This window comes from Litoribacter ruber (assembly GCF_018449405.1).
GTDB classification, from domain to species: Bacteria; Bacteroidota; Bacteroidia; order Cytophagales; family Cyclobacteriaceae; genus Litoribacter; species Litoribacter ruber.
In genome coordinates this window covers 215,987-241,864 of record NZ_JAHCMY010000004.1, presented here as the reverse complement: position 1 = coordinate 241,864, position 25,878 = coordinate 215,987, and the positions used below count along the sequence as shown (strand labels likewise).

Here is a 25,878-nt window from a genome sequence, read left to right as displayed (position 1 = left end):
CTTGTATTCAATGGATAACTTACCTAGGTGGGAACAAAGATTTGAGAACTTTCAAAAAGCTTTAAATAAACTTGATGAGGCCGTTTCGCTATCTGAAAGCAACCAATTAAGTGAATTGGAGGTTGAAGGTTTGATTCAAAGGTTTGAGTATACCTATGAATTAGCTTGGAAAACTTTGCAGGACTTTATAAAGCATCAAGGGTACAATGATATTAAAGGCCCTGGACCTGTACTAGGGCAGGCTTTTGAAATGGGCCTAATTCAAAATGCTGAAGGTTGGAAAAGGTTAAATAGAAGTAGGGAATTAAGCTCCCACACCTACGATAATGAAACTGCAGAAATTATAGCGAGATCCATTTGCAATGAATACTTAGACTTGTTTTTATTTTTGAGAAAGAGATTGATAAGTTATAAAAATGGTGGTGGAAAAAGTATTTTTAATTAATGGATACTGGGTTGTCAAATATCGTCTGGGATGAAATTCTAAAAGCTTTGGAGTCGGTGAAAACCATTGAAGGTTGTAAGCTGTATGGATCCAGAGCTTTGGGGACTTATCATGAAGGCTCCGATATAGATTTAGCCCTCTATGGGGAAGACATGGATTTGAATGATATATTGGATTTATATGAGCGTTTAGAAGAACTTGATTATCCTTTTAAATTTGATTTGACTAATTATAAAACAATAAAAAATCCCAACCTGAAAAAGCATATTGATCAGGTTGGGATAGATGTTTTTAGCCTTCGCGTAAAATGACCATGGGGGGCTGGTTGTTGATTTTTCTGCCGTTTAGCCAGCCCAAAACAATTGTCAGCAGCGTGATCCCAATATAGACTAGGACTGCCTCCTCATAGGCCCCTCTAAATGGGAGTTCGAAGACAAACCTGCTCAATAGCCAAGTGGCCAGGAAGGACAGCAGTATGCCGCTCAGAGATGCCAAGGTGCCCAGGAAGAAGTACTCCATCGTGTTTATCTTTCCTACCGTTTTGCTGCTGGCTCCGATGGTCCTGAGCAACACGCTTTCTTTCATTCGCTGGTATTTGCTTAGGATAAGTGAGCTTATCAAGACTAGAAACCCTGTGGCAATGCTGAATAAGGCCATAAACTGGATGACAAAGCTGATTTTGCCGAGGATGTTCTCAAGCGTCTCAGTGATGGTGCCCAGGTTGATTACGGAAATGTTGGGAAAAGCCCTTACGACTTCTGCCTGTAGATTTGCCGACTCCCTGTCCGATCCTGTTTTGGTGATGATGACATGGAATTTTGGGGCGTTGTCCAAAACATTTTCGGGAAAGAGAACCAGAAAATTGGTGGAAACCTGGTTGAATTTCACGTTTCTAAAGCTTCCTACATAGGTTTTGATAGGGCGACCCTGAACGTTAAATACGATCTCGTCACCTAGATTAATTCCTGTACGACCTGCATAGCCCGCATCAAAACTCACAAAAATGCTGTCTTGAGGAGAATTGTAGGTACGTAATTTCCCCTCTACAAGCCTCTCTGAATCAATCAGCGTATCTCTATAAGTAACTCTAAACTCCCGATTGTATAAAGATCTGGACAGCCTGTCATCCTCTACCAAGTTTTCGTTGTCCTTTTTTGTCTTGCCGTTGATCTCTGATAGGCGCATGGTGACAATCGGCACCTGTTGCATGATCGGATATCCCTTGTCGGTTACTTTTTGGCTGACTGCCTCCAGTTGCTGGGTCTGGATGTCAAACATCAGCATGTTGGGTTGGTCCTCTTTATCGGCAAACTTGGCCTCTTCCAAGAGTTGGTTTTGGACAAAAAACAGGGTGCTAATCATTGCAGTGCCCAATCCCACCGTGGCAATCAGGGAAATGGTTTGGTTGTTTGGGCGGTAAAGGTTTGCCAATGACTGACGGATGGGATAGCTCAAACTCAATGGCAGGAATCTCCTGATCAGCCACATAATCCCCGTGCCAACACCCCAAAGCGCTGCAAATGCAAACAAAACAAAACCGGTGAATCCCAATGCCTCTTTCCAGCCACTCAAAAGGTAGAAGCTAAACGAGAAAATGAATAGCACAATGCCAAACATCACCAGCCAGCGGAATGGATCGGCGGAAAATTTATTGCTCTCCCCATCATCAGGTCTTAAAGTCATCATGGGGGATACCTTCCGGATTTTCAGCAAGGGAAGCAAGGCAAACAGCAAGGCTATCAACAAGCCCGTGCCTAAGCCAAAACCCACGGCTTTCCAAGATACGTCAGTGGAAACCTCCACCGGCAGGAAGTCGCTGAAAACATTCGGCAGCGCTATTTGTAAAAATGAGCCCAAAACAGCTCCCAAAATGGACCCAACAAGACCCATTAGCATGATCTGGGTAAGGTAAATAACAAATGCCTGGCGGGAAGAAACTCCCAAACATCTCAATACAGCCACAGAGGCCAGCTTTTCCTTTACAAAAACATTGACCGCACTTGCCACTCCTACCGAACCCAATAGCAAGGCAATGAATGCCACTAAGCTAAGAAAGCTGGAAAGATTGGCAAAAGCCCTGCCCGTGCTGGCCTTGCGTGACTCTACAGTCTCCAGTCTGACATTGTCTATTTCCCATTCCTCTTCATAAGGCTTTAAAACCTCATCCAGATTTTCGGCTTCCAGCTGATAATAATTGACATAATTTAGTCTAGACCCTACCTGAATCAATCCCGTTTCCTCTGCAAAACCCATGGGGATATATACAGCAGGGGCCACGGTGGCGGTGATCCCCGTTTGCCCGGGTACTCCCTCCAGCTCACCAGCTATGCGGAAAGTGACCTCGCCGACTTGGATGCTGTCCCCGACTTCTGCGTTGAATTGGGCCAAAAGTATTTTTTCAACCAATGCCTCTCTGCCGCCGGAGCGAAAAACTGAATCCGCTTCAATAGGAGTGGTTTCAAATTTTCCATAATAGGGGTATTGGCCGTCCAAAGCTCGGATCTGTGTCAGTCTGCTTTCCCCTGTCTCGGGGAAAATAACCATGGAGGCAAAATTTATTTCGGTACTTTTTTGGGTGGCGATTGTGTCCAGGGGCTGGTCGCCCAGAGGTTGGTTGGTGCTCAATACAGCGTCGGCTCCCAGTAGCTCTTTGGCCTGCCCATCGATGTCTTTGCTGAGGTTGTCCCCAAAAGTACTGATGCCCACCAAGGCTGCAATACCGATGACGATGGAGGAAATGAAAAGGGCCAATTTGGATTTGTTTTGACGAAAATCCCTGTAGGCCATCAATAAGGTCCACTTGAAATTATACATATTGCTCCTCCTGGATTTTGCCGCCCTTGATTCGGATGATTCTATTGGTTTTTTTGGCCAATTCAGGATCGTGTGTGACCAGGATCAGGGTGGTCCCAAGTTGTTTGTTGAGGTCAAAAATGAGATTTTCGATCATATCCCCTGTTTCAGTATCCAGATTACCGGTAGGTTCATCGGCAAATAGGATTTTGGGTTCATTGGCAAAAGCCCTGGCTATGGATACCCGCTGCTGTTCCCCGCCCGAGAGCTGGGTGGGGTAGTGGGTCGCTCTATCGGCCAGCCCCACTTTTTCCAAAAGCTCCAACGCTTTCTTCTTGGCGTCTTTTCTTTTTTTGAGCTCCAAAGGCACCATTACATTTTCCAATGCGGTAAGTGTGGGTAGCAGCTGGAAGTTTTGAAAAATGAATCCCACGTGTTGGTTTCTGATTTCAGCCCTCTGGTCCTCGGAAAGGTTTTCTAAGGCATGGCCATTGAGCACCACACTGCCCGAAGTGGCATAATCCAGCCCGGCACAAAGGCCCAGCAGCGTGGTTTTTCCGCTTCCGGAGGGGCCTACAATGGCAGCAGTTTGGCCTGCTTCAATGGAAAAATTGACATTGTCTAAGACGGTAAGTTTACGGCTGCCGCTTTGGTAGATTTTGCTGACCTGCTGGACGGAAAGTATGCTCATGGAAAAGGGTCTGTTATGGGATTTCAAGTGCTAAACGCAAATATGAATATAATCGTTTGGTTTAAAATTAATGGCTTAATTTTTATGGGGAAACAATTTACCCTTATAATTGTATTGCAAGCACACTCACCCTAGATTAAGCATTTTTATGAATACGATTAAACCATTGTACATTCTTCTTATTTATCTATTCACGATTCCTGGATGTGGACCGCAGGAGCAGCAATCTCAGCAGGGAGAGGTTACCACCTCTGCTGTGGAAAGGACGATCAAGGAAGAGCGGAAAACCATTCTTTTCTTTGGTAATAGTCTTACTGCAGGGTATGGTATCGATGAGGATGAGGCCTTTCCAGGCCTTATCCAAAATAAGATCGATAGCCTTGACTTGCCATATAAAGTAATCAACGGTGGCTTGAGCGGGGAAACCTCCGCAAGTGGAATCAATAGGCTTGAATGGTTTCTGGAGGAAGAGCCATCTATTTTTGTATTGGAACTTGGGGGAAATGATGGTCTGAGGGGAATAGCAGTCGAAGAAACCCGCAAAAACCTGGAAACCATGATTGAGATGGTCAGGAAAAAATATCCCGATACCCGGATTCTTCTGGCAGGAATGCAAATCCCCCCAAATATGGGCAGGGAATATGCGGCAAACTTTGAGCTGATGTATAAAGAGATTGCCGTTGAGAAAAACGTCAAACTTATTCCCTTTTTGCTGGAGGGGGTCGGTGGAGTGAGGGGCCTCAACCTTCCCGATGGCATACACCCTACCGAAGAAGGCCACCGGATAGTGGCCGAAACGGTATGGGAATATCTAGAACCCATGATAAATTAAGCGACATAAGTCGCTTTTTTTTGCTTAATATTGGTTTTGTAAAGTATTGATTATCAATTAATATGGTGGATTTTATTGGAATTACTCAATGCATTGAGTAAATTTACTCAGTATATTGAGTAATTGTGTTATGGTTTATCAAAGGGTAGAAAAAAAGCTCATTCAGAGCAGGTTGGAAAATGAGCCTAGAAGGTTCATTCAGGTAATCTATGGACCTAGACAAGTGGGCAAAACCACCTTGGTAAGGCAAATTCTGAAAGATTTGGACTGCCCTCACAGCATGGTGGCTGCTGATGCGGTGCCGGCAGGCGATAAAGTCTGGATAGCTCAGCAATGGGAGAGCGCGAGGGTAAAGTATAAGTCCAATAGAGCCAAGCCCTACCTGCTCATCATAGATGAGGTGCAGAAAATAGATAACTGGAGTGAACAAATCAAGGCAGAGTGGGACAAGGATACCTTCGAGGAGCTGGATATCCGAGTAGTCCTGTTGGGCTCATCGAGGTTGATGCTGCAGCAGGGACTTACTGAGTCATTGGCGGGGAGATTTGAGGCTACCTATCTAGGGCACTGGTCTTATAAGGAAATGAAAGAAGCTTTTGGGTTATCTCCAGAGGAGTTCGTATGGTTTGGAGGGTATCCGGGTGCGATTTCTTTAAAAGACAACGAGGATCGGTGGAAGGACTATATCAAGGACTCTTTGTTGGAGACCAGTATTTCCAAAGATATTCTGATGCTGACCAGGGTTGACAAGCCTGCTTTGATGAAGCGGCTGTTCGAGCTGGGGGCGATGTATTCTGGGCAGGTGTTGAGTTACACCAAGGTGATGGGGCAGTTGGCAGATGCGGGAAATACCACTACGTTGGCAAACTACCTTGAATTGCTCCATGCGGCCGGTCTGTTGGGTGGCTTGGAGAAATTCAGTCCCAATGCGGTACGGAAAAGAGCCTCCAGTCCAAAGTTCATGGTTCACAATACGGCCATCATGTCCGGCATATCCAATGAGAGCCTGGAAACCCTGCTCGCCAACGGGAAAAACTGGGGGCGCTGGGTAGAGTCTGCCATAGGGGCCCACTTGATCAATCAGGCATTGAAGGAGAAGAAGCTTCATATTTACTATTGGCGAGAGGGAAATGATGAAGTTGATTTTGTAGTGGAATACAAAAAGCGTGTCATTGCCCTGGAAGTCAAAACCGGGAAGTCAGGCGCTTTGACTGGCCTAAATGCCTTTGCCAAGCAATTCAAACCCGAGAAATCCCTTCTAGTGGGCAACGGGGGGATTACATGGCAGGAGTTTTTGGAGATGGACGTCATTGATCTATACAAGTGAGGTCCAAATCCTATTTCCAAAATGCTCAATGTATTGAGTAATTTTACTCAGTGCATTGAGTAATTTTTTTGTATTGGTTGTTCAAAGTAGGTTTTATCAAAACATTTTATTTAATTAGTTCAAAAATTATGAGCTATGAAAGATTTTTTGGTAATTCTGCTGACCGTATGTATTCTAAGTGGTTGTGGAAATAACAGTCAAAATGAACATGTAGGATTTGAATTTGAATTGGAAGTTGTCGATTCAATCCAGGTTGGGGTAATGGAAAGCATTTCCGCTATTGATTTTAACTCAGACTTTGGGGCTATTTTTGGAATCCAGACCCAGACACTCACTACTTTCGGGTTTGATGGAAGTATAATCAACTCCAAAACTTTCCCCCAAGATGGTCCGGGATCAGTAAGCTTTATTACTGATCTAAAGATACTAGAAGACGGCAAGCTTTTACTTTATCCGTTTAATAGCCACAAATTGCCGCTTTTAAACAATGAGTTAGAGGTAGAAAAGTACTATGAAATGCCGTTCAAATCAGAATTGCAAGGTGCGGCATATTTCCAGCGGATGTTTGCCCTGCACAATGATGATGTGTATCTTTTTTACCCTGGAAGGGACGGAGGTGTCCCATATTTGAATGATTTTTATAAAAACCATAAAGTACTCGAAAAATTAAATCTAACTTCCGGATCTACTGAAGCTGTTTTTCAACTCCCAGATAATAGCAAGTACCTATCGGACCTGACTTACGAATATCCAACAGTTGCTGTATCCTCTAATGACGACTTGATTTATTTGGCTTTGGATACAGAGTCTCTTATCCATGTTTTTGATCCCAATGCGAAAGAGGAGTCTCTAGAAACATTGGATTTTGCACCCACAAAGTTTGTCCAGATGGAAGGTTCTAAAGAGGAGTTTGTTAGTTCTTACGGGAAGCAAATGAAGGGAGGGGTGAAAAATCTTTATGCGGTGCCCGGTGGGGTGGTTGTGTATTACTCAGAAGGTATAAATGAGGAAGTATATCAGCGGGAAGGCCTTCATGAGAGGGAAAATTGGTCTAGACGACCTGATTTTGATGGAAATATTTTGAAGATTTACCAGAAAGAAAACGGATGGTCCAATGAGATTGTCCTACCCCCGCACATGAGAGCAGTTTCAGGAATCAGCGATTTGTTTGAAGATTTTTGGGCGATGAGGTATGATGATTATTTGGGAGAGGAGCAGGATTATCTTACTTTCTACCGTTTGAAGTTAAAGCAAAAGCAGTAGTTTCAGAAATAAACCTGCCAGGTTTTCGAGGTTGACTATAAAACCTGGCAGGTTTTTCATCAATATGAGTACCTCACCACACTCCCTTTCTCCCCATCCAGCTCCACTTCGGCATAGACCCCTATCTCCTGCTGCAGTTCCTCCACGTGGGAGATGATGCCCACGATGCGGTTTTCGTGACGCAGGGATTTGAGGGTTTCAAATACTACCCGCAGAGAGTTTTTGTCCAGGGAACCGAAACCTTCATCCAGGAAAAAGAAACTTTGATCCGCCCAGTTAAGGGATTTTACCTTCTCTGCAAGCGACAGGGCCAGGCAAAGTGAAGCCTGGAAGGTCTGTCCACCGGAAAGTGTCTTGAGCAACCTTCTTTTTCCTCCATTCAAATGATCCAAAACCCAGAAAGTGTTGTCGTTGTCGATTTCCAAGCTCAGGTTGTTCTTGGTCAGCTTCATGAAGCGTCGGTTGGCCGTATGGCTGAGTTCTTTGAGGTAGATGCTGCTGACATATTTTACAAAGCCACTGCCTTTGAATAGCCCCTCCAATTCCCTTAGATTACTTTCCCTTTTTTCTACCACATCCAAAGATTTGTTTAATCCGGCTTTTTCTTCCAGCTTTTGCTGGGTGGTCTCCATCTGATTTTGAGTCAGCGCTATTTCCTTTTTGAGTTGGTCAAAGGTCTCTTTGGACTGGCTTAATTCGGATGACAGTCGGGCAAACCACTCCTCCTCAAACCCGGTAACTTCTTTGTTCTGCACATAAGCTTCCAGCCTATCCTTGGTCAGGTGCCATTGTCTTTCAAATTCATTGATTTGGGCCTCTAGCTTTTCCGTATCCAGCTGCTGATCAAGTATGGCCTTGAGTTCTTCCTCCAGCCCGAAACCCATTTCTTGCATTTTATTTTTTAGGGTTTCTTTTTGGGCCACCTGTTTTTCCTCGCAGCCTTTAAGCAATTCAGAAAACTGCTTCAAGTTGGCCAGGTTGGTGGATTGGCGTCCGCGGGAATCAATGAGGGCATCTTTGTTTCGGGTTATTTTCACCTCCAACTGATCGATGGCCTGTTGCACCTTGTCGATGGTGGTTTTGATCTGCTCATTGGTCTGGGCAAAGTACGGCTGGCAGAAATCTTTAAACTGTAGGTCATCTTTTTTGCTATTGATGGCTGATAGTTGGGAGCTGTATTCATTTTGAGCCTTTTGCAGCTTTTCTTGATTAGAGGAAGAATCTTCCCTCAACTTGCTGCAGTCCTGTCTCAATGCTTTTAGACTGCTTAAAAGCTTACTTTGCTTTTCCGTGGTCTTGTTGGCTTCCAAAAGGGCCTCTTGCACCTCGTGAACAGTTGAATATCCTTTTTCCGCCAGTTGGTGGTGAAGCTGCTTCTTTCGCTCTGACAAGCCTGCAAGCTGTTTTTCCTTTTCCGATATCTTTTCTCCAAGGTCTTGGAGTGAAAAAAGAATCCTGTCCATGGAAGAGCCTTTTTGCCTGACTTGCTTAAGGAAGGTTTTGGCTTCCTTGATTTGACTTTCGTTGGTGGATAATTCTAAATTGTCAAAATCAGCGGGCAATGGTATGGGATGGCTTTCGGAGCCACACAGGGGGCATGGTTGCCCATCATGCAGGTGGCCGGCATAAGCGGTAAGGCCCTGCTGTTGCAAAAGTTTTTCCCTCAATGCTTCCAGGTGACGAATTTGGTTTTCGACGGTTTGAATCCAGTCTTCCAGGGTAGTTATTCCCTCTGGCATCGCTTTCCGAATGGCAATGGCTTGCTCATTTACCTCCGCCTGGTGCAGCTTGTTCTGCTGCAATTCCTTTTCCAGTTGGGTAATTTGCTTGGTAAGCTCTTCCATTTCCCAAACCATGTTTTTCAGGTTGGCCAACTCGTTAGGATCTGGTGCTTGCAGGTTGTCGTATAGGCCTTCTTGCTCCTCAATTTGCTTGGTAAGTTGAGTGATTTTATCCTGACAATCCTGGATGGTGGGAGAAAGTTTTTCGATCAGCGCCTGGTTGGTCTTGGAATCAATTTCCAAGTCATTAATCTCCATCACTTTTTTCAGATCCCTGATTTTGGCTTCCCTTTCACCCTTCTTTTGATACTCCTTTTGAAGGCTGGTTTCGGTGTCCAAAAGGGCACTTACCTCCTTCTCAAAATCATCCTTCCAGCGTTGGCAATCGGTCACACTTACCTTGTATTTCTCCAAATCTATCCTCAATTCCTCGAGTTGGGTAAAAAGAGGCTTGAAATGTAGGGTTGCTTTTTGGTACTGTTGAAGATTGGCTTTGGACCTTTCGATGGCTGTGGAACGCGTTTGTAGTTCGTTCCATTTTTTTTGTATCTCCTTATATTCCTGATGTTTATCTTTAAGTTGCTTGGCATGGGAAAATTGTGCCTCCAGTTTTTCCAATTCACTGGCGCTGCCCTTCTCTTTTTCCTTGAGATTTTTGAGCAGGGTTGACTGTTCCTGCAGCTTCTCTTTGGTGTAATCAGATAAAGTTTCCAGCTGGGTTTTGAGCTTCAGCTTTTGGGTATACACCTCCGAGAGCAAGGCCTTTGTCTGGGGTGAAAGTTCAAAACGGGAAAGACCAAAGAGGTCCTTCATCATGGTTGCCCTGTCCTTTGGACCAAGCTCAATAAAATCCCTGAACTTGCCTTGTGGGATGATGACCGTTTGGCGGAAATGATCCAGCTTCATGCCCAAGATATCCTCACCCCTTTCCTCTAAGGGTTCCCAGGAATCCTCGGTGGCCCGGTAGAAGGTATGGGTGGCAGTTTTCACATCCTCCCAGTTGTTACGGTTTCTTTTGGCCAAGTACTGGGCCTTGTAGCGAATAGCATTGTTTTTACCCGCCAGAAACTCAAACTCGATGGAGATTTTTTCGCTTTGAAGGTTGACCATACTGGCTCTTTCTCCTACGGGTGAAAGACGTTCCGTTCGGCTGTAGAGGGCCAAAAGAATGGCCTCCAAGATGGAGGACTTGCCACTGCCCACTGCCCCGAATATCCCAAAAAGTCCCGCTGAGGTCAATTGGGTGAAATCTATACTTTGCTTTTCCTTGTAGGAGTAAAGCCCTTCAATGTCTAATCTTACTGGAATCATTCGCTTGGTGTTTGGCTGGTGATTTCCCTAAAAAGGGTCAAAAGTTCCTCGTTTGGCTCCATGCTTTTCTGGCTTTGGAAGTATTTGATAAAAAGCGTTTCCATATCTTCATTTAAATCCTCTGCCTGGAGTTCTCCGTTGGCGCTGCCAAAGCCGGCTTTCAGGTGGGGGATAAGGTTGACGATCCCCTCATGGGCCTGCATGATGGCTTTCCGCGTTTGGGCATCGATGGATTCTTCCGTGACGTAGGTCAGCTCCACGAAGCAGTATGGGTTTTCCTCGAGCCACTCCAAAGTGGCCTGCAGATCCTCAAACCTTTTTCTATAAAGCGGTTTGCCTTGCTTGAGCGTGATGGGGCGGTGATCCACATCTTTTCCCGGTTGCGCCTCTATTAGGACCACTCTTTTATCCTGGTCTGCCTCGCTGAAGCTGTAGGCCAAGGGACTACTGCTGTACACTACCGGGAAAGGATCCTTTTGTACCGCATGGTAGCGGTGCAAATGACCCAAAGCTGCGTATTGGATTTGTGCAGGGATGTTTTTGGTATAAAGCGCCTGTGCTCCACCCACGTGGAGGATAGGACGCTCACTTTCGGGTTCGGGTTCCGGTTTTTCACCTTCCCTTATGAAGAAAAAATGCCCCATGAAAAGGTTGACCCCCTGGGAGTCGCAATGGCTGTCGGCCAGTTTTTGCCACTTATCCTCCAAGACTTGACGAAGGGATTCTTCCTTGTCGCCGTCACCCAGAAACGTTTTCAACAACACCTCATTGGCGTAAGGCGCCATGATTACGCGTACTGGAAAATCCAGGTGTGGAAACCTGACCTCAATGAAGCCTTCCTCGCTTTTGGTGATTTCTATGCCGTCTCCCACAGGGCCAGGGCGGACTATAGAGTCGTATTTGCTATAGAACACGATTCCCAATTCCCTAGCCAGCGGATCAGGTGCTTCGACAAACTGGGTACTGTCATGGTTGCCGGATATGGCAATGATCAGTCTTTTCCCATGGTTGGAAAGTCGCTTCAAGGTTTTGTATAGAAGCTCCACCGCCTCATGGTTGGGGTTGAAAGAATCGAAGATGTCTCCGGCCAACATGACCAGGTCGATATTTTCGCTTTCTGCAATCTCGCAGATTTCCTCCAAAACGAGTTTTTGTTCCTCAATTCGGGGAAATTCCTGGAGCTTTTTCCCCAAATGCCAGTCGGCGGTGTGTAGTATTTTCAGCATGGTAAGCGTCAATGTAAAATGCGTAAAATCAAGGTTTGGGATTCAATTTAAGGCCTTATTTCGGTACCGGCAATATCCGTGACAAAAGTTGTCGCTCCGGTGGCATAAAAATTGAAAAAGGTTCCCCTATGAAAAAAATTCTTTTCATAGGCTTTCTCATTTTCTTCTGTAAGTTTAACCTCGCTGAGGCACGTGTTCTTACTGAAGACGACTCTTTATTGGTGATCCAAAAAGGGGTGGCGAGTTTCTATGGGAAGAAGTTTCATCAGAGAAAAACGGCCAGCGGGGAGATTTTTGATATGCATGAGCTTACCGCGGCCCACAAGCACCTTCCCTTCGGTACCCGCCTGAGGGTGACAAACAATAAAAATGGCAAGCAAGTGATCGTCAAAATCAATGATCGGCTGCCGCAAAATTCAAAAAGAGTAATTGACCTCTCCCGCGAGGCCGCCAGGCAGCTGGGCATGATCAATGATGGCGTAGTACCCGTTAGGATTGCGGTCTTAACCCGCCAAAAGATTGAGGAGCTGCAGGATTACTACGAAGAAATACCCAAAGACATCCGATTGAGAGCCCCACTTCAATCGGTCACCTACAGAAAAAACCCCGATATGCTTTTTACAATGAGCATAGATTAAGCTCTCATCTGATCTTGTTCTCTTCTTATTTGTTACAATTTCTTCCAACAAATTTCTACTGACATATTGGATTTTATTTAAATCTTTAGTTAATTAGATGCCCGGTGTTTAATTAACTGAATATGAATAGAATTTTTGGATCTGCCTCTCTATTGCTGGCTTCCTTCATGCTTTTTTCCTGTGAACAGGAGGATGAGTCCCAAAAGGAACAGCCAATGGATTCCTTCCGGCAGGAAGTCTCCGCTACCCAAGTGCGGGTAGCCCAATCAGAGAAACGAACTTTTGATTACCTCATCAATGCTTCAGGCAAAGTGGAGGCCGATAACCAGCTTAAGGTGGTAGTGGAAAGGAACGGTTATCTGACCGAACTTTTGGTCAAAGAAGGGGAAATGGTGTCCCAGGGGCAGGTAATCGCCAGGCTCGACAATTCCGATTCGAAATTTAAACTTGAGAAGGCCCTCATCCAAAAAAGGGTGGCCGAGGCGGATTTTGATGACCGAAAAATGGGTTTTGGAAGGATCCTTTCCGGTCAGGACACCTCAGTAAATGTGGAAGATTTTACCGAAAAACTTCGCGCCAATTCGGGGATTCTGGCAGCTGAGCTAGAAGTCAGGGAAGCTGAGCTTGAATTGGAAAAGTCCGTCATAAAGGCGCCAATATCAGGCAAAATCGCGGACTTGTCCATAAGAAAAGGCACGCTGGTCAACAGCGGAGACGAGCTTTGTGAACTCATCAGTGCCGATCAACTGACACTAAAAGTGAAAGTGCTGGAAGCGGATATAGGGTATGTGAGTGCCAATCAAAAAGTAGAGGTTTTCCCGGTATCCGGCAAGGATAACCAGATAAGCGGAACAGTAAGAAGCATCAATCCCAAGGTGGATGAAAACGGCTTGGTCCAGGTTTCCATTGCCTTGGCTCCAAACAGCAAGCTTCTTCCGGGGATGAATGCCCGTGCGGTGATCCGTGCCCCGCAGAATAACAGCATTGTGGTGCCCAAGGATGCATTGGTGTACCGCTCCGGTCGCCCGGTAGTATTTACCCTCGAAAATGGAAGCAAAGAGTCCAAGTGGAACTATGTGGAAGTGGGCAAGGACAACGGCCGTGAAGTAGAGATCCTAAAAGGCATAGATCCCAACATGACCGTGATCACAACTAACAACCTGCAGCTGGCCCATCAGGCCCCGGTGATGATAGTGGAGGAATAAAAAGTACGAAGCCTAAATGGGACACGGAGTTTCGCAGAGTTTTGCACAGAGTTTCACGGAGTTCTCTTCTTCGCAGAGAAATAATGAAATACCAAAGATACCCCATCCGAAGAGCGAAGCTCGGAGGGAGGGTCACGAAAGTAAGAGCGGGAAATATCAGCAAAGCAGTCAGAGGCGCAAGGAAAAGTGCTTGTCCTGCGGTGTACTTTGTACGTGGTACCTAGTACTTGGTACCCATTGGTAAGTACGAAGAGGCTATAAAGCCAGTCACGGATTGCAATAATGAATGATGAATGTCGAATGATGCTTGCCCGCCGCGGCGGGAATAATGAAGTTAGTTCTCGTTACACTGATACCCCATCCGAAGAGCGAAGCTCAGAGGGAGGGCCACGAATGTAAGAGCGGTAAATATCAGCATAACAGTCAGAGGTGCAAGAAAAAGGACTTGTCCTGCGGTGTACTTAGTACTTGGTACCTAGTACTTGGTACCCATAATAAAGTACGAAGTTAGAAGTGCGAGGTACGAAGAATTCATAAAGTAAAAAATGGTTAGATTTTTATTAAATAGGCCCATTGCGGTTAGTATGACCTTTGTCGCGCTGATAGTTTTCAGCGTGATTGTTTTTCGTACCCTCCCTATATCGCTTTTGCCCCCGATCGATGTGCCCCAGATTGTGGTGAAGGTAAGTTATGAAAATGCTTCTCCTGATGCGATTGAACAGAATGTGCTAAGGCCCATCCGGGAGGGCCTGGTGACGCTCAATGGGCTGGAGGATATGGAGAGCAAAGCCGGAAGTGAAGTGGGGACTATCCGCTTGACTTTTGATTACGGCACCAAGATGGAGCTGGCCTACATCGATGTCAACGAAAAGATTGACCGGCTCACCAACTCACTGCCCACTGATCTATCCCGGCCGCAGGTCATCAGAATCAATACCAACGATATCCCCGTGGTGCGGGTACAGGTGACTCCCCGGCCCGGAATTGACCATGCGGAGGTGACCCTGCTTACTGAAAATGTCATCAAGAAAAGGCTGGAGCAGCTTGAAGGGGTGTCACTAGTGGACATTAATGGGAAAAAGAGCAATGTGATCACCGTGCAGACGGATAAGGATGCGCTTCGTGCCTTGAATCTGACAGAAGACCATGTAATTAATGCCATCAAAGCCGGGAACAGTGAACTTCCAGGAATCAGTGTGGAAGACGGTCAATTTAGGTATTACCTCAGGTTGGCCACCCGGGTGGACCATCCCGATGATATCAAAAGGCTCCCCGTAAGGTCAGATGATGGGCAGGTGGTCAACCTTGGGAGGGTGGCGCAGGTCCAGTATGATACCGACAAAGTGATGGGCTATCACCTTTATCAGGGTGAAGAAGGACTGGTGGTCACCGTGCACAAGCAGGCTGCCGCCAAAATGAATGAATTGACGCCCAAAATTTACGAAGCCGTTGAGCTATTCAAATCGGATTATCCTCAAGTGGATTTTGATATCACACAGGACCAATCCATGGTGCTCAATGCCGGGATAAGCAACCTGCAGACCAGTTTGCTCTTTGGGGGGATTTTCGCCTTTGGAGTACTGTTTATTTTCATGGGAAATTACCGTACGCCATTGATAATAGGAATTAGTTTGCCCTCCTCGCTTATTATCAGCTTTTTGGTCTTCTGGTTTTTCGATATTTCCATCAATGTGATATCTCTAAGTGGTTTGGCGCTCGGCCTCGGGATGTTGATTGATAATGCCATCATTGTGTTGGACAACATCACCAGAAAGAGGAGAGAGGGGCTGCCCTTGTTTGAAGCCTGTGTGGGGGGTGTAAATGAGGTTATGTCGGCTTTGATAAGTTCAGTTTTGACTACTTTGGCGGTTTTTGTGCCGCTGGTGTTCTTGAGTGGTATTTCCGGGGCCCTGTTTTTTGACCAGGCGGTTTCGGTGGCTGCCATTCTTGGCGTTTCCCTGCTGGTGGCGTTTATCCTTTTGCCTATGCTGTATTGGCTGTTTTTTAAGAATAAAGAACTGAATGCAAGTGAGGAAGACAGCAAGCTTTACCTTTCTGTATTGAAGGGATACAAATATCTCTACGGGAAAATTTTCCTGCACCGCAAAAGGAACCTTGCCCTGTTGTTTCTCTTAATCCCACTATTGCTTGCGGTCAGCCAAATTCTGGAAGTAGAGGGGCTGCCGCCAATCGAGAAAATGGATACCTTGGTGGCTGTGGATTGGCAGGAGCCCATTTCGGCCACCCAAAACAAGTTGAGGGTTCAGGAAATGCTTGCTGCCTTGGATGGAGGTTTTGAGAAAGCTGAAAGTGATGTCGGGGTCAGCCAGTTTCTGCTTTTTGAAGGAGAAAATTCACTTCAACAGGCTACGCTGTATCTATTGTTTTCCGATCAGGAGGAGAAAAATAGGCAGGCCGGCAGGTTATCGGATTGGGTTAGTGAAAATTACCCCAAGGCCATGTTGAGGCTGGAGGATGCTCCCAATGCTTTTGATCAGCTATTTAGCTCAGATGCCCCGTTTTTTGAAGCCAGGTGGAAGGATCTGAAGAGCAAGCGTCCCATCCCAAGTTACAGAATGGATGAATACCTGATGACTTTTCCTTCCCAAACCTGGGAAAGGGGGCCGGGCTTGCAGCAGGAATCTTCGGTGGTGTTCAAACTCGACTTGGAAAAACTTGCCCTTTATGGCATCGAGCCCAATCAGCTTCAGGACAAACTCAAAAAGCTGTTCGGCAATTTCAATATTACAGACATCAAGCGGTTTGGTGAAGTGACACCAATTCTGCTCAAGGAAGATCAGGTGAATTTTGAGCAGCTGATCCAAGGGCAGAAGCTTCGGGGCAAAGATGGGGTGGAGTACGGTTTGCATCATTTTATACAGTTTGATTATGAAGACCAATATAAATTCATCACGGCTGATAAAAGCGGGGTTTACCAATCAGTAGCTTTCCCTGCCGGTGAGGGCATTTCTGCCCAATCCCAAATTCGGGATTGGGGCTATGACAGGCAGCTTAATATTGATTTTGCAGGCCAGTATTTTAGGGATAGGGAAACCATTCAACAGCTGGTGGGCATATTGTTTATCGCCATATTGCTTCTTTATTTTATTCTGGCGGCCCAGTTTGAGAGTTTTGTGCAGCCCTTGATTGTGATTTTTACCTTGCCTTTGGGGATTGGCGGTGCCTTTTTAGTCCTTTGGCTTACGGGCACATCCTTGAATGTGATGTCGGCGATTGGGCTGGTGGTGATGTTGGGGATTATGGTCAATGATGCCATTCTGAAAATTGATACCATCAACCGATTGAGGGTGAAATATTCCGAAAAGCTTTCTTTGAGCAAAACCCAGATCTTGGATAAAGCCATGTACGAGGCTGGGGAAATCAGGTTGAAACCTATTTTGATGACTTCCATTACCACGATGCTGGCGCTAATGCCGGTAGTGTTTAGTGCTGGGCTGGGTGCGGATCTGCAGCGGCCATTGGTTTTCAGTGTGATAGGTGGGCTTACCATTGGGACTTTTACAGCGCTATATTTTGTGCCTTTGGCTTATTGGTTTTTGACCCCAAAGAAATAACCCATGACGCCATTTCGGATCATCATATCGTTCATCATTTTAACCGTAATAGGCTTTGCCTTGGTGCCAAAGCTTTCGGTAGACCTCAACCCGAGGGAGCGCGAGCCGATATTGAGAGTTTCTTACAATGTGCCCGGTTCCAGCCCTGAGCTGGTGGAAAAATTGGGGACTGCCCCGTTGGAGGGTGCATTTTCCCAGTTGGCTGATCTAAAGAGCATCAACAGCGTGTCAAACTATGACCGGGGGTACATCACCATGCGGTTTGATAAGAACACCGATATGGAATTCAAGCAATTTGAATTGGCAAGTTTGGTCCGGCAAGTGTATCCCTCGATGGATCCCAAAGTATCCTACCCCATTATTTTTCAAAGCGCCCAAAACCAAAATGAGTCTGTACCGATCCTTACGTACAGCATAAATGGGCCTTTCGCTTCATTTGAAATCAAAAAAATCGCCGAGGATGTATTAAAATCGGCGCTTAATAGGTTTGAGGAAATCGAGGAACTACGGGTGCTCGGCGCAAATGATCTGCAGCTTTATATCACCTATGATGTGGCTAAACTGCAGGCCTACAACCTCAGCAGAAACCAGCTTTTGGAAGCCCTTCAAAGTTCTTTTGGCAGAAATTTTCCCGGGAATGTTCTCAACCGGGCGGATCAGACGCTTTTTGTTCAGGTAGACCAGTCGCTTCAGCATTTGGGTCAGCTGGAAACCATGCTGGTGGGCAGCAATGGAGGAAAAGAAGTTTATCTAGGGGATGTGGCTTCCATTACTCTTGAAGAAGCCGAGCCCACCCGATATTACCGGATTAACGGCAATAACTCAGTTACCTTATCTGTATTCAATAGAGAAGGTGTGAATAAGGTTGTATTGGCCCAACAGGTAAAGGATGCGGTAAGTGAGGCAAGTGCACAGCTGCCGGCCGGGTTTGAGGTAAGGCTTGAAAATGATGATACGGAATTTTTGGATAAAGAGCTCCAAAAGATCTATAAGCGTTCCGGGCTTTCTATCCTGATCCTCATTGTATTCATCTTCTTGATCAATAGAAACTGGAAATATCTTACCGTGCTGTTTTTGGGGATTGTCGTGAACCTGAGTGTGACGGGGATTATACTGTATTTGCTGAAAGTAGACATTCACCTTTACTCACTGGCAGGACTGACCATCTCGTTTGGGCTGATAGTGGATAATGCGATCATCATGATCGACCACCTTCACAAACATAAGAATCGGAAAGTGTTTTTGGCGCTTTTGGCGGCCTCACTGACCACCATTGCCGCATTGCTAATGGTGTTGCTATTGCCGGAGGAGGATAGGAAGAACTTGACCGAATTTTCCCAGGTGGTGTCCGTAATGCTGGGGGTTTCCTTGCTGGTGGCGCTACTTTTCACTCCCGCGATGTATCAACTTTTGTTTAAAGGGAAATCTTTGAATGGAAGGGAGCTTTCTTTTTCAAAACTTCGCCGAAGGGTGAAATTCTTCCGGGGCTATGAAAAGTTTATCGGGGGCACGGCTAGATTCAGGAAGGTTTACATCACGGCTTTGGTGCTGCTTTTTGGGATACCAATTTTTTACCTGCCTGCCAAATGGGAAGGCCAGGAGTGGTACAATGAAACGTTGGGCAGCTCGCTATACCAAGAAGATGTGCGGCCCCATGTGGACAAGTTTCTGGGAGGTTCTTTCAGGATGTTTGTGCGAGGGGTATTCGAAAAATCCTCCTATCGGGAAATGGAAAAAACAAGACTTTATGTGAATGCAAGATTGCCATTTGGCAATACCCTTGACCAGATGGATTTTCTGATAAGGGAGTTTGAGACCTACCTTGCCGGCGTCGAGGGGATTGACCAGTATGTGTCCAATGTAAGCTCCGGCCAGCAGGCTCAAATAGTGATTACCTTCAAAGAAGAATATGAAAGAGGGGCGCTGCCCTATCAGCTTAAGGGAAGGCTGGCGGTAAAGTCCACCGACTGGAGTGGGGCAAATTGGAGTATTTTCGGTGTTGGCCAGGGTTTTTCTGCCGGACCGGGAGGTGAGGGGATTCCCTCATTCAGGGTTGCCATGAAAGGCTACAATTTTGATGAGCTGGAAAAGCAGTCAGAAGTGCTGGCCGAGAAATTACTCGCCCACAAGAGGATTCAGGAGGTCAACACCAATGAGCGGCTTTCCTACAATGAAAGGAAAACAGAGGAATATGTCCTACGCTTTGACCAGTCCCAGCTCGCCCTGCACAATACCAACCAGTATGAAGTAGTCAATGCGCTTCTGGATGTCACCAAGCCTACCGCACCCCAAACTTTCCTTGCTTTAAATGACCAGCGATATGGAGTGGTGGTGCGGGAGAGGCAAGCCAACCGCTATTCAAAGTTTGATCTGGAAAGAAACAGTTTGATCGGCGGGGAGAATAATTATTTTAAAGTTGGGGATTTTGGCCAGCTTACCAAAGAGTCCACCACAAGTGCCCTGCACAAAGAAGACCGGCAATATATCCGGGTGATTTCTTTTGAATACATGGGTTCGGCAAAGTTTGGCGGAGAGTACCTCGATGAGGTATTGGCCGACATGAAGCTGCTCATGCCTATTGGCTATAGCGCCGAAAGGCAATCCTGGAGCTGGAACAGTGATAAGACCAAGCGGCAGTACAGTCTGCTTTTGGTGCTGATTTTGGCTATTTTCTTTATCTGTGGGATCTTGTTTGAAAACTTAAAACAGCCCTTTTACATCATTGCGATCGTGCCTATTTCCTTTATAGGCCTGTTTTTGATTTTTTCGTTGTTTGATTTCTATTTTGATCAGGGCGGTTATGCAGCCTTTGTGATGCTCGGTGGCCTTGCCGTCAACGCCGCCATCTTCATCGTCAATGACCTCAATAACCGCTTTTCTGGCAAATACAACCGCAATGTGCTCAAGTCCGTAGGCGGCAAGGCGGTGCCAATCCTTCTAACCATCCTGTCCACCTGCTTTGGCCTGATACCCTTTATCATGGAGGGGCAGAATGAGATTTTTTGGTTCTCCCTGGCGATCGGGACTATTGGGGGCTTGGTGTTTTCGGTAATCGGGGTGTTTTGGGCCTTGCCGGTGTTTTTGTGGAGGCGGTTTGATTTATGATTTCAGAATGATGATTTATGATTTATGATTTCAGATTTCAGAATGATGATTTATGCCAGTCCTATGGTTTCAGTTGTATTTTAATCACAAATCATAAATTAAAAGGTTATGAATAGCAAGGAATTACAGATGAGAACCAAGAAGTTAGCCTTGTCCATTATTAAAATGGTGGCGCATTTGCCAAACAATAGAGTTGGTTGGACTATTACTGACCAGATTGTTAGGTCTTCTACTTCTGTAGCGGCTAACTATCGAGCAGTTTGCCGTTCGAAAAGTGACAGAGATTTTATTAGCAAAATGGGAACCGTAATCGAAGAAGCCGATGAGACTCTTTTTTGGCTAGAAATGATCGAAGAGTCAGAGATAAGTACTCAACCATCCGAAATCCCTATTTTGAAAAGGGAGGCTAACGAATTGGTAGCAATATTTGTGGCTTCTTCTAAAACAGTCAAAAACCGACTTAATGGTAAATAATTTCCGATTTGTGATTTTAGATTTCAGATTAATGACAATCATAAATCTGAAATCGTAAATCCATAATCACTTCGGCAAGGGATTATGCCTGGGTGAAGGGTTTGGTGAAGATTAGTGTGTATTGAATAGGGATTTGAGAGTAGGGGAGTCAGGAGACTCCCAACTCAGGGTGCCAAGTCTGAAGACTTGGCACAACTGCCTCTAATTTCATGGTTCCAAGGCACAGCCTTGGAACAACGGATAACTAAGAAGCTTGCTAAACCGGATTCATGACTATATCTCTAGGGATAATAAGTGTGGGATTATTTGGCTATTGTTCTGTCATCTATTTACCCCTTTGTGCGGAATGTTGGCGAAAAATTTCTCCTCCGTTATTTTAAATTCTATTAATTAAAAAAAAATGTTAAGGATTTCATTACTGTTTATTGTTTTAATATTATGTCAATGTACATCTGATAAATACTCCGAACATCGAGAGGGAGAAACTTGGGTCCGTGTAGAGGGTGATCTTCCGGAGAAGGAGCGTTTAACAGGAGTCCCATTTGGGATCGAAAAATTTTATAGTACCAGAAAGCCCTTCTTGGTCGATGGGCATATTATTGTTTCAGACAAAGCCATGTCACCACCCCTTCATGTAATTGATGTGAAGAATAGAAAATGGGCTTATGGGCTGGGAGTAGAAGGATATGGTCCAGGCGAGATCTCCTATATTTGGACGTTCGATTACAGCTCCTCCCCCGGAAAATTTTGGGCATATAATTTTGACAAGGTTTTTTCTGAATTCACGTTGGAAGACAGTACTGCTAAACTTGCAGGCAAACAATTAAAGCAAAGAAATCCTGAATTTATTATGGCTACAGATATTACATGGCTGACTGATACTACACTTATGGGAATTCGTGTGTCAGGTGAAGAGAAATTTGTTGAATATAGTAAAGAGGGGGAAGTCTTAGACGGTTATGGGAGTTGGAAAGAAATGCTCCCTGGCGATCCACCGCTAAATGTTGCAAAAGCTGCTTTTGCTATGCATTTCACATCAAATCAAAGTAAAAGCAAGTTTGGCTTTTTCTCCATGGATCGGGATCATTTTGAGGTCCTAGATTACGCAACTAAAGAAATATTGGTGGTAGAGGGTCCTTATTTTGAGGTTCCAGAATATACAGTAGAATATAGATCTGCTGATGATCCATATTACTATATGAATGACCCTGAAGCTGTAAGAACCTATCAAGACTCTTTCTTGGGAGAAGATAATATCTATATGTTATATAGCGGAGAAAAAGTTTCAAAAATTATATCAACTGGATTGGTGGAAAGCCGTACCGTGTTTGTGTTTGATTATAATGGAAATATGATGAGACAGTTTGAATTAGATACACCAATTAAGCATCTCACCGTAGACGAAGAAAATCAAATTCTCTATGGTTTGTCTTCAGAAGAAAATCAAGATATTGTGGAATTTAAGTTTTGAAGATGAGAACTCTTAGTAATGGCTGCCGAATCCTCTTAGCTTGAAGGGTGATAAGGAGAGGCACAGCCTTTATTTACATGGTTCCAAGGCTGTGCCTTGGAACAACGGCGACAACGGCGAAGTGCCCATAAAAAAAAGCCAAGGCTCCTAACCTTGGCTTTTAATATTCCCTTCGTGTCCTTCATTCTCTTTGAGCCCATTGTGCCCAATTGAAATCTTACGGCAACTCCGGCACTGTCATTGCCCTTTCAGGCACTTCTCCGGTGAGGGTCTTTAGGAAAGCAACCAGGTCTTCAATTTCCTCGTCGCTCATGTCCAGGTTGAGCTGGCTTTTGGCCATCACGTGGATGGAGGTCTCCAGATCCCAGATGCTTCCGTCGTGGAAGTATGGGTAGGTTTTTTCTATGTTTCTCAGGGATGGGACTTTGAACTTATAAAGATCGCCAGGATTGTCAGTAAGGGTGACCATGCCCTTGTCACGTCCGATTTTATTGTTTACGGTCCAGAAGTCGTTGATCTCTCCAAACTTTCTGTACTGCATGCCGCCTAGGGCTGCACCATCGTGACAGCTTTGGCAATTGGCATCCAAAAATACGGTCAAGCCTCTTTTTTCCTGGTCATTGAGGGCCGTGAAATCTCTATCCATAAAGTCATCAAACCTGGATGGGGTAAGCAAGGTGCTTTCAAAGGCAGCAATGGCATTGGCCACGTTGTCATAGGTGATCGGATTGCTTTCTTCAGGGAAGGCGCTTCTAAACCTCTTCACGTAGTCTTCCACTTCTTTCAGTCTATCAATCAGCAGGTCTTCATGGGGAATGGCCATTTCCACAGGATTGAGGATAGGGCCTTTAGCCTGCTCCTCCAAGGTTTTGGCCCTTCCATCCCAAAACTGGCTGTCGTGTAGCACCGCGTTCAAAACGGTTGGGGAATTTCTGTCACCCATTTTGCCTTTGATGGCACCTGGTGAAGTCGACAGGTTATCTACCCCAAATGTGCTCAGGTCATGGCAGGAGTTACAGCTTTGCTCGCCGTTTACACTTAGTCTGGGGTCGTAGTAGAGCATTTTACCCAATTCGTATTTTTCCTCCAGATTATCAATGGAAGCGGTCACACTTTCCACGGAAGGAAGTCCCTTAAGCGCTTTGTTGGCGATAGCCCAGAGTTGGATGTCTTCTTTTGCTATTTGGGTGGTTTTGCGGGGAGTAATTTGGGTCTCATCCACGGAAACCATTCTAAATACCAAAAATGTTAAAAAAGCCGCGGTAAAACCCGCGATAATTATTCCTCTTGTCATTTTACTTTAGTTTTATTCTGATGCAAAACTAATAAAACTGGTATTTTTAAAGGGTGATATAAATCATAATTTAATTGAAATTCTATAGATAGTTTCTATCATTGATTTATTTAATCTATGGGCAACGCGACAAGTAAAACCACGTTATGGGGATTATGTATAGAATATTTGGTTTTGGTTTGATGCTACTAGGTAGCAGCATATTTTACTCCTGCGGAAAAAGTGAGACCGTTCAGGGTGTGGAAGGATTGAGGCTTGAGCTTGTAGATTCCTTGGTAGTAGACTATTTGGAGCCTTTGCTGATGGATGATTATCTGCCTAGCAAGGACCTATTTCTTTTGAAAGGCTCTAAAACCCGGCAGCCCTTCCTGGTTTCCCCAACCGGGGAAATGACAAAACTCGATGTGCTCAATGATGGTCCCGATGGCATTGGGGCCTCGGGTGCTTGGGGGTATAGGTTTTTGGGCGATAAGCAGGTGGTCGCCCAAGGTTTTAATTTCAGGTTCCACAGACTGGACCTAAATGGCAATAAGATTGCTGAAACACCTACGATTACCTCGGATATCCACCGGATGATCGTTTATAAGCACCGAACTACCTTTTCTCCTTTTCTAAAAGATGGCAGGCCTATGGTGATCGGGGAAGAAGTCAATGCCTACAACCCTGCGGACATCAACCATCAAAAGTTGGGGAATGATTTTTACGGAAAAGCAAATACTTTATATGCCTATAACCTGGAGTCACAGGAAACCCAGATGCTGGAATCATATCCGGAGAACTGGACGGCCCGTTCTGAGAATAAATATGTGGGTGAAAGCTTGCCCTTTGTGAGCTATCATGGTGGTAGAAATGAAATCGCGATCTTGCCTTCGGTCGGAAACCAGCTATTTATTTATGATTATAGCGATGATTCTCCTCTTCTGAAAAGCACCGTAGAGTTGACGCACAGACATCGACCTGCTTCTGCACCGGAAATATCCGGTGATAGCGATAGAAGAACGTCTGATTATCCCAATTTCACGGATTTAAGGCATATGGGTGAATACATTTTGGTCATGTTTTCTACCAAAATCCCATCGGATATCATGCAGCAATTTGTGGCTAAAGATGATATGTATTTCAGGTCGGATGAATATAAAGAAGCCGCCAAGAAGTATGTAAAACCTTATATTTTGGTGATTAAAGATGGAAAGCAGATCGGTAGCATAGATCAGCTGCCACAGCAGGGGACATTTAACTTAGCAACGGAAGATGGTCACCTATTTTTTGATGGAAACACCAATACGGATTTTGAAAGGGATTACAACGTGTTTTATAAATACAGACTGCTCGATTAATCTGATGGTGAACTGTTTAGGTGCTCACTTGGTTTTTAGGAGACGACCAACTATTTCTTAAAAATATGAAAAAACTATTGGCAATCCTGTCCATCGTTTTGCTGGCAGGATGTGGCAATAAAATAATGACCAGACCGGTAGGAGAGGTCAAGGAAGTTACGGATAAAACCGTCACCGTCTACTACGAAGTCGTCACCCGAAATTTTGGGGACAGGGTGGGCAACACTTATTATTTTGAAGATGGTCACAGCTATAAAGTTGGAGACCCCTTCCCAAAAGTGGAGCCATAAGTATAGAAATAAAAAAAAGGCCGGTTAGGGCCTTTTTTTTTATTCTCTTGTCAGCGACACTGCGCTAGGGAGGTTACCCATTATCTGCTGATAAAGTGCAGCATTGCCATCTACATTGTCAGGCTCAATTTCAATTGTTCCATCACCGTTACCATCTGTGGCATCGTTAAAATTGATTCCGGTGAAGAGGGTGTTCATATCCACGTTTAAATATAATTGCTCATCGCTAGTAATTGAATACGGACCGCCATCAGCGTCCACACTAAGTACGGTCTCAGCAGTAGTGAATATGTGAAGATCTCTGTCATTTACACTTCCTACAATAAAGAGAGAAGTGCCATCACTTCCATCCACTCCGAAAGACTGGTTTCGGTCCAACCTTACGGCCAACCTGTCAAATTCCCCATGTCTTATCTGAGCAGATCCGATTTGCTCGGTTTGAGGAGCTGTATTTCTCATCAAACGGAAGTGGTGAGGTCCGTTGCTGATGGTTTTGGCAGCATTTGGCTGGTCGCCCTGCTCCAAAAGCCCAACATCACGAAGACCTACATCCATGGTCACAAAGGTAGCACCATTGATGTTACGCTGGTTTGGTCCCGGCGCGTTGACGGCTATAGCACGAGCGCTAACAGTCACGTTGGATACCAATTGATCCTGCTCGTTATTGTTGCAAGAAAAGAGGGAAACAGCCATGGCTGATAAAAGGGAAAGGGATAAAATTCGCTTTTTCATAAAAGTAATCAGTTTAGTTTTCTTCGCAGCTCGCACCAATTCCTATGCCAAGTATAATAGGCGGAATCAGTGAAAACCGCTTCTAAAA

The 25,878-nt window shown here is 45.2% G+C and carries 19 protein-coding genes; 13 read left to right on the top strand and 6 right to left on the bottom strand.

All coding sequences use genetic code 11. The annotated features are described in order from the left end of the window. Positions 1-10: 10 nt before the first annotated feature. Together KI659_RS09785 and KI659_RS09780 are read left to right on the top strand one after the other, a co-directional pair. Complete coding sequence (locus tag KI659_RS09785; RefSeq protein WP_213945163.1) at positions 11-445, top strand: nucleotidyltransferase substrate binding protein; 435 nt, start codon at positions 11-13, stop codon at positions 443-445. Next, complete coding sequence (locus KI659_RS09780; protein WP_213945162.1) at positions 445-756, top strand: nucleotidyltransferase family protein; 312 nt, start codon at positions 445-447, stop codon at positions 754-756. Before KI659_RS09785 ends, KI659_RS09780 begins: the two co-directional genes overlap by 1 nt. Here the strand turns inward: KI659_RS09780 and KI659_RS09775 are convergent. Both KI659_RS09775 and KI659_RS09770 read right to left on the bottom strand, forming a co-directional pair. Beyond that, entirely contained in the window at positions 737-3,259 is a 2,523-nt protein-coding gene (locus KI659_RS09775) for an ABC transporter permease (protein WP_213945161.1), read from the bottom strand. The two genes, KI659_RS09780 and KI659_RS09775, sit on opposite strands and share 20 nt — an antisense overlap. Further along, entirely contained in the window at positions 3,252-3,929 is a 678-nt protein-coding gene (locus KI659_RS09770) for an ABC transporter ATP-binding protein (RefSeq protein ID WP_213945160.1), read from the bottom strand. Before KI659_RS09770 ends, KI659_RS09775 begins: the two co-directional genes overlap by 8 nt. Positions 3,930-4,077: 148 nt before the next feature. Here KI659_RS09770 and KI659_RS09765 point away from each other — a divergent pair, with 148 nt between their 5' ends. The 3 genes from KI659_RS09765 to KI659_RS09755 all read left to right on the top strand — a co-directional run bounded on the left by KI659_RS09765 (position 4,078) and on the right by KI659_RS09755 (position 7,351). Then, on the top strand, positions 4,078-4,761 hold the full coding sequence (locus KI659_RS09765; protein WP_213945159.1) for an arylesterase: 684 nt from the start codon (positions 4,078-4,080) through the stop codon (positions 4,759-4,761). Positions 4,762-4,891: 130 nt separating this feature from the next. Then, positions 4,892-6,088 (top strand): ATP-binding protein, encoded by a 1,197-nt coding sequence (locus KI659_RS09760; RefSeq protein WP_213945158.1) that lies wholly within the window; start codon positions 4,892-4,894, stop codon positions 6,086-6,088. Between the two features lie 135 nt (positions 6,089-6,223). Continuing rightward, on the top strand, positions 6,224-7,351 hold the full coding sequence (locus tag KI659_RS09755; RefSeq protein ID WP_213945157.1) for a hypothetical protein: 1,128 nt from the start codon (positions 6,224-6,226) through the stop codon (positions 7,349-7,351). Between the two features lie 59 nt (positions 7,352-7,410). Here KI659_RS09755 and KI659_RS09750 read toward each other — a convergent pair whose 3' ends face one another. Together KI659_RS09750 and sbcD are read right to left on the bottom strand one after the other, a co-directional pair. Continuing rightward, on the bottom strand, positions 7,411-10,443 hold the full coding sequence (locus KI659_RS09750) for an AAA family ATPase (protein ID WP_213945156.1): 3,033 nt from the start codon (positions 10,441-10,443) through the stop codon (positions 7,411-7,413). Then, positions 10,440-11,669 carry a metallophosphoesterase family protein gene (gene sbcD / locus KI659_RS09745; protein WP_213945155.1) on the bottom strand — a complete coding sequence of 410 codons (1,230 nt, stop codon included), beginning with the start codon at positions 11,667-11,669 and terminating at the stop codon, positions 10,440-10,442. The genes KI659_RS09750 and sbcD overlap by 4 nt, the downstream gene beginning before the upstream one ends. Positions 11,670-11,797: 128 nt before the next feature. On the opposite strand from sbcD, the gene KI659_RS09740 reads away from it, so the two are divergent. The 6 genes from KI659_RS09740 to KI659_RS09715 all read left to right on the top strand — a co-directional run bounded on the left by KI659_RS09740 (position 11,798) and on the right by KI659_RS09715 (position 22,137). Beyond that, positions 11,798-12,307 (top strand): septal ring lytic transglycosylase RlpA family protein, encoded by a 510-nt coding sequence (locus KI659_RS09740; RefSeq protein ID WP_213945154.1) that lies wholly within the window; start codon positions 11,798-11,800, stop codon positions 12,305-12,307. A 122-nt stretch (positions 12,308-12,429) separates the two neighbouring features. Beyond that, a complete protein-coding gene (locus tag KI659_RS09735; RefSeq protein WP_213945153.1) occupies positions 12,430-13,512 on the top strand; it encodes an efflux RND transporter periplasmic adaptor subunit in 1,083 nt (360 codons plus the stop codon). Positions 13,513-14,057: 545 nt separating this feature from the next. Continuing rightward, complete coding sequence (locus KI659_RS09730) at positions 14,058-17,087, top strand: efflux RND transporter permease subunit (RefSeq protein ID WP_213945152.1); 3,030 nt, start codon at positions 14,058-14,060, stop codon at positions 17,085-17,087. Between the two features lie 3 nt (positions 17,088-17,090). After that, a complete protein-coding gene (locus tag KI659_RS09725) occupies positions 17,091-20,192 on the top strand; it encodes an efflux RND transporter permease subunit (protein ID WP_213945151.1) in 3,102 nt (1,033 codons plus the stop codon). Between the two features lie 108 nt (positions 20,193-20,300). Continuing rightward, a complete protein-coding gene (locus KI659_RS09720; protein ID WP_213945150.1) occupies positions 20,301-20,666 on the top strand; it encodes a four helix bundle protein in 366 nt (121 codons plus the stop codon). A gap of 400 nt (positions 20,667-21,066) precedes the next feature. Further along, positions 21,067-22,137, top strand: coding sequence for a BF3164 family lipoprotein (locus tag KI659_RS09715; RefSeq protein WP_213945149.1), 1,071 nt, complete (start codon positions 21,067-21,069; stop codon positions 22,135-22,137). Between the two features lie 217 nt (positions 22,138-22,354). On the opposite strand, the gene KI659_RS09710 is transcribed toward KI659_RS09715, so the two are convergent. Further along, the gene (locus KI659_RS09710) at positions 22,355-23,431 is read right to left on the bottom strand and encodes a cytochrome-c peroxidase (RefSeq protein WP_246535349.1); all 1,077 of its coding nucleotides are present in this window, start codon (positions 23,429-23,431) and stop codon (positions 22,355-22,357) included. Positions 23,432-23,586: 155 nt separating this feature from the next. On the opposite strand from KI659_RS09710, the gene KI659_RS09705 reads away from it, so the two are divergent. Continuing rightward, positions 23,587-24,768, top strand: coding sequence for a hypothetical protein (locus tag KI659_RS09705; protein WP_213945148.1), 1,182 nt, complete (start codon positions 23,587-23,589; stop codon positions 24,766-24,768). Between the two features lie 65 nt (positions 24,769-24,833). Next, complete coding sequence (locus KI659_RS09700; protein WP_213945147.1) at positions 24,834-25,058, top strand: lipoprotein; 225 nt, start codon at positions 24,834-24,836, stop codon at positions 25,056-25,058. A gap of 39 nt (positions 25,059-25,097) precedes the next feature. Here the strand turns inward: KI659_RS09700 and KI659_RS09695 are convergent, their stop codons facing one another. Further along, positions 25,098-25,790, bottom strand: coding sequence for a hypothetical protein (locus KI659_RS09695; protein ID WP_213945146.1), 693 nt, complete (start codon positions 25,788-25,790; stop codon positions 25,098-25,100). Between the last annotated feature and the right edge of the window lie 88 nt (positions 25,791-25,878).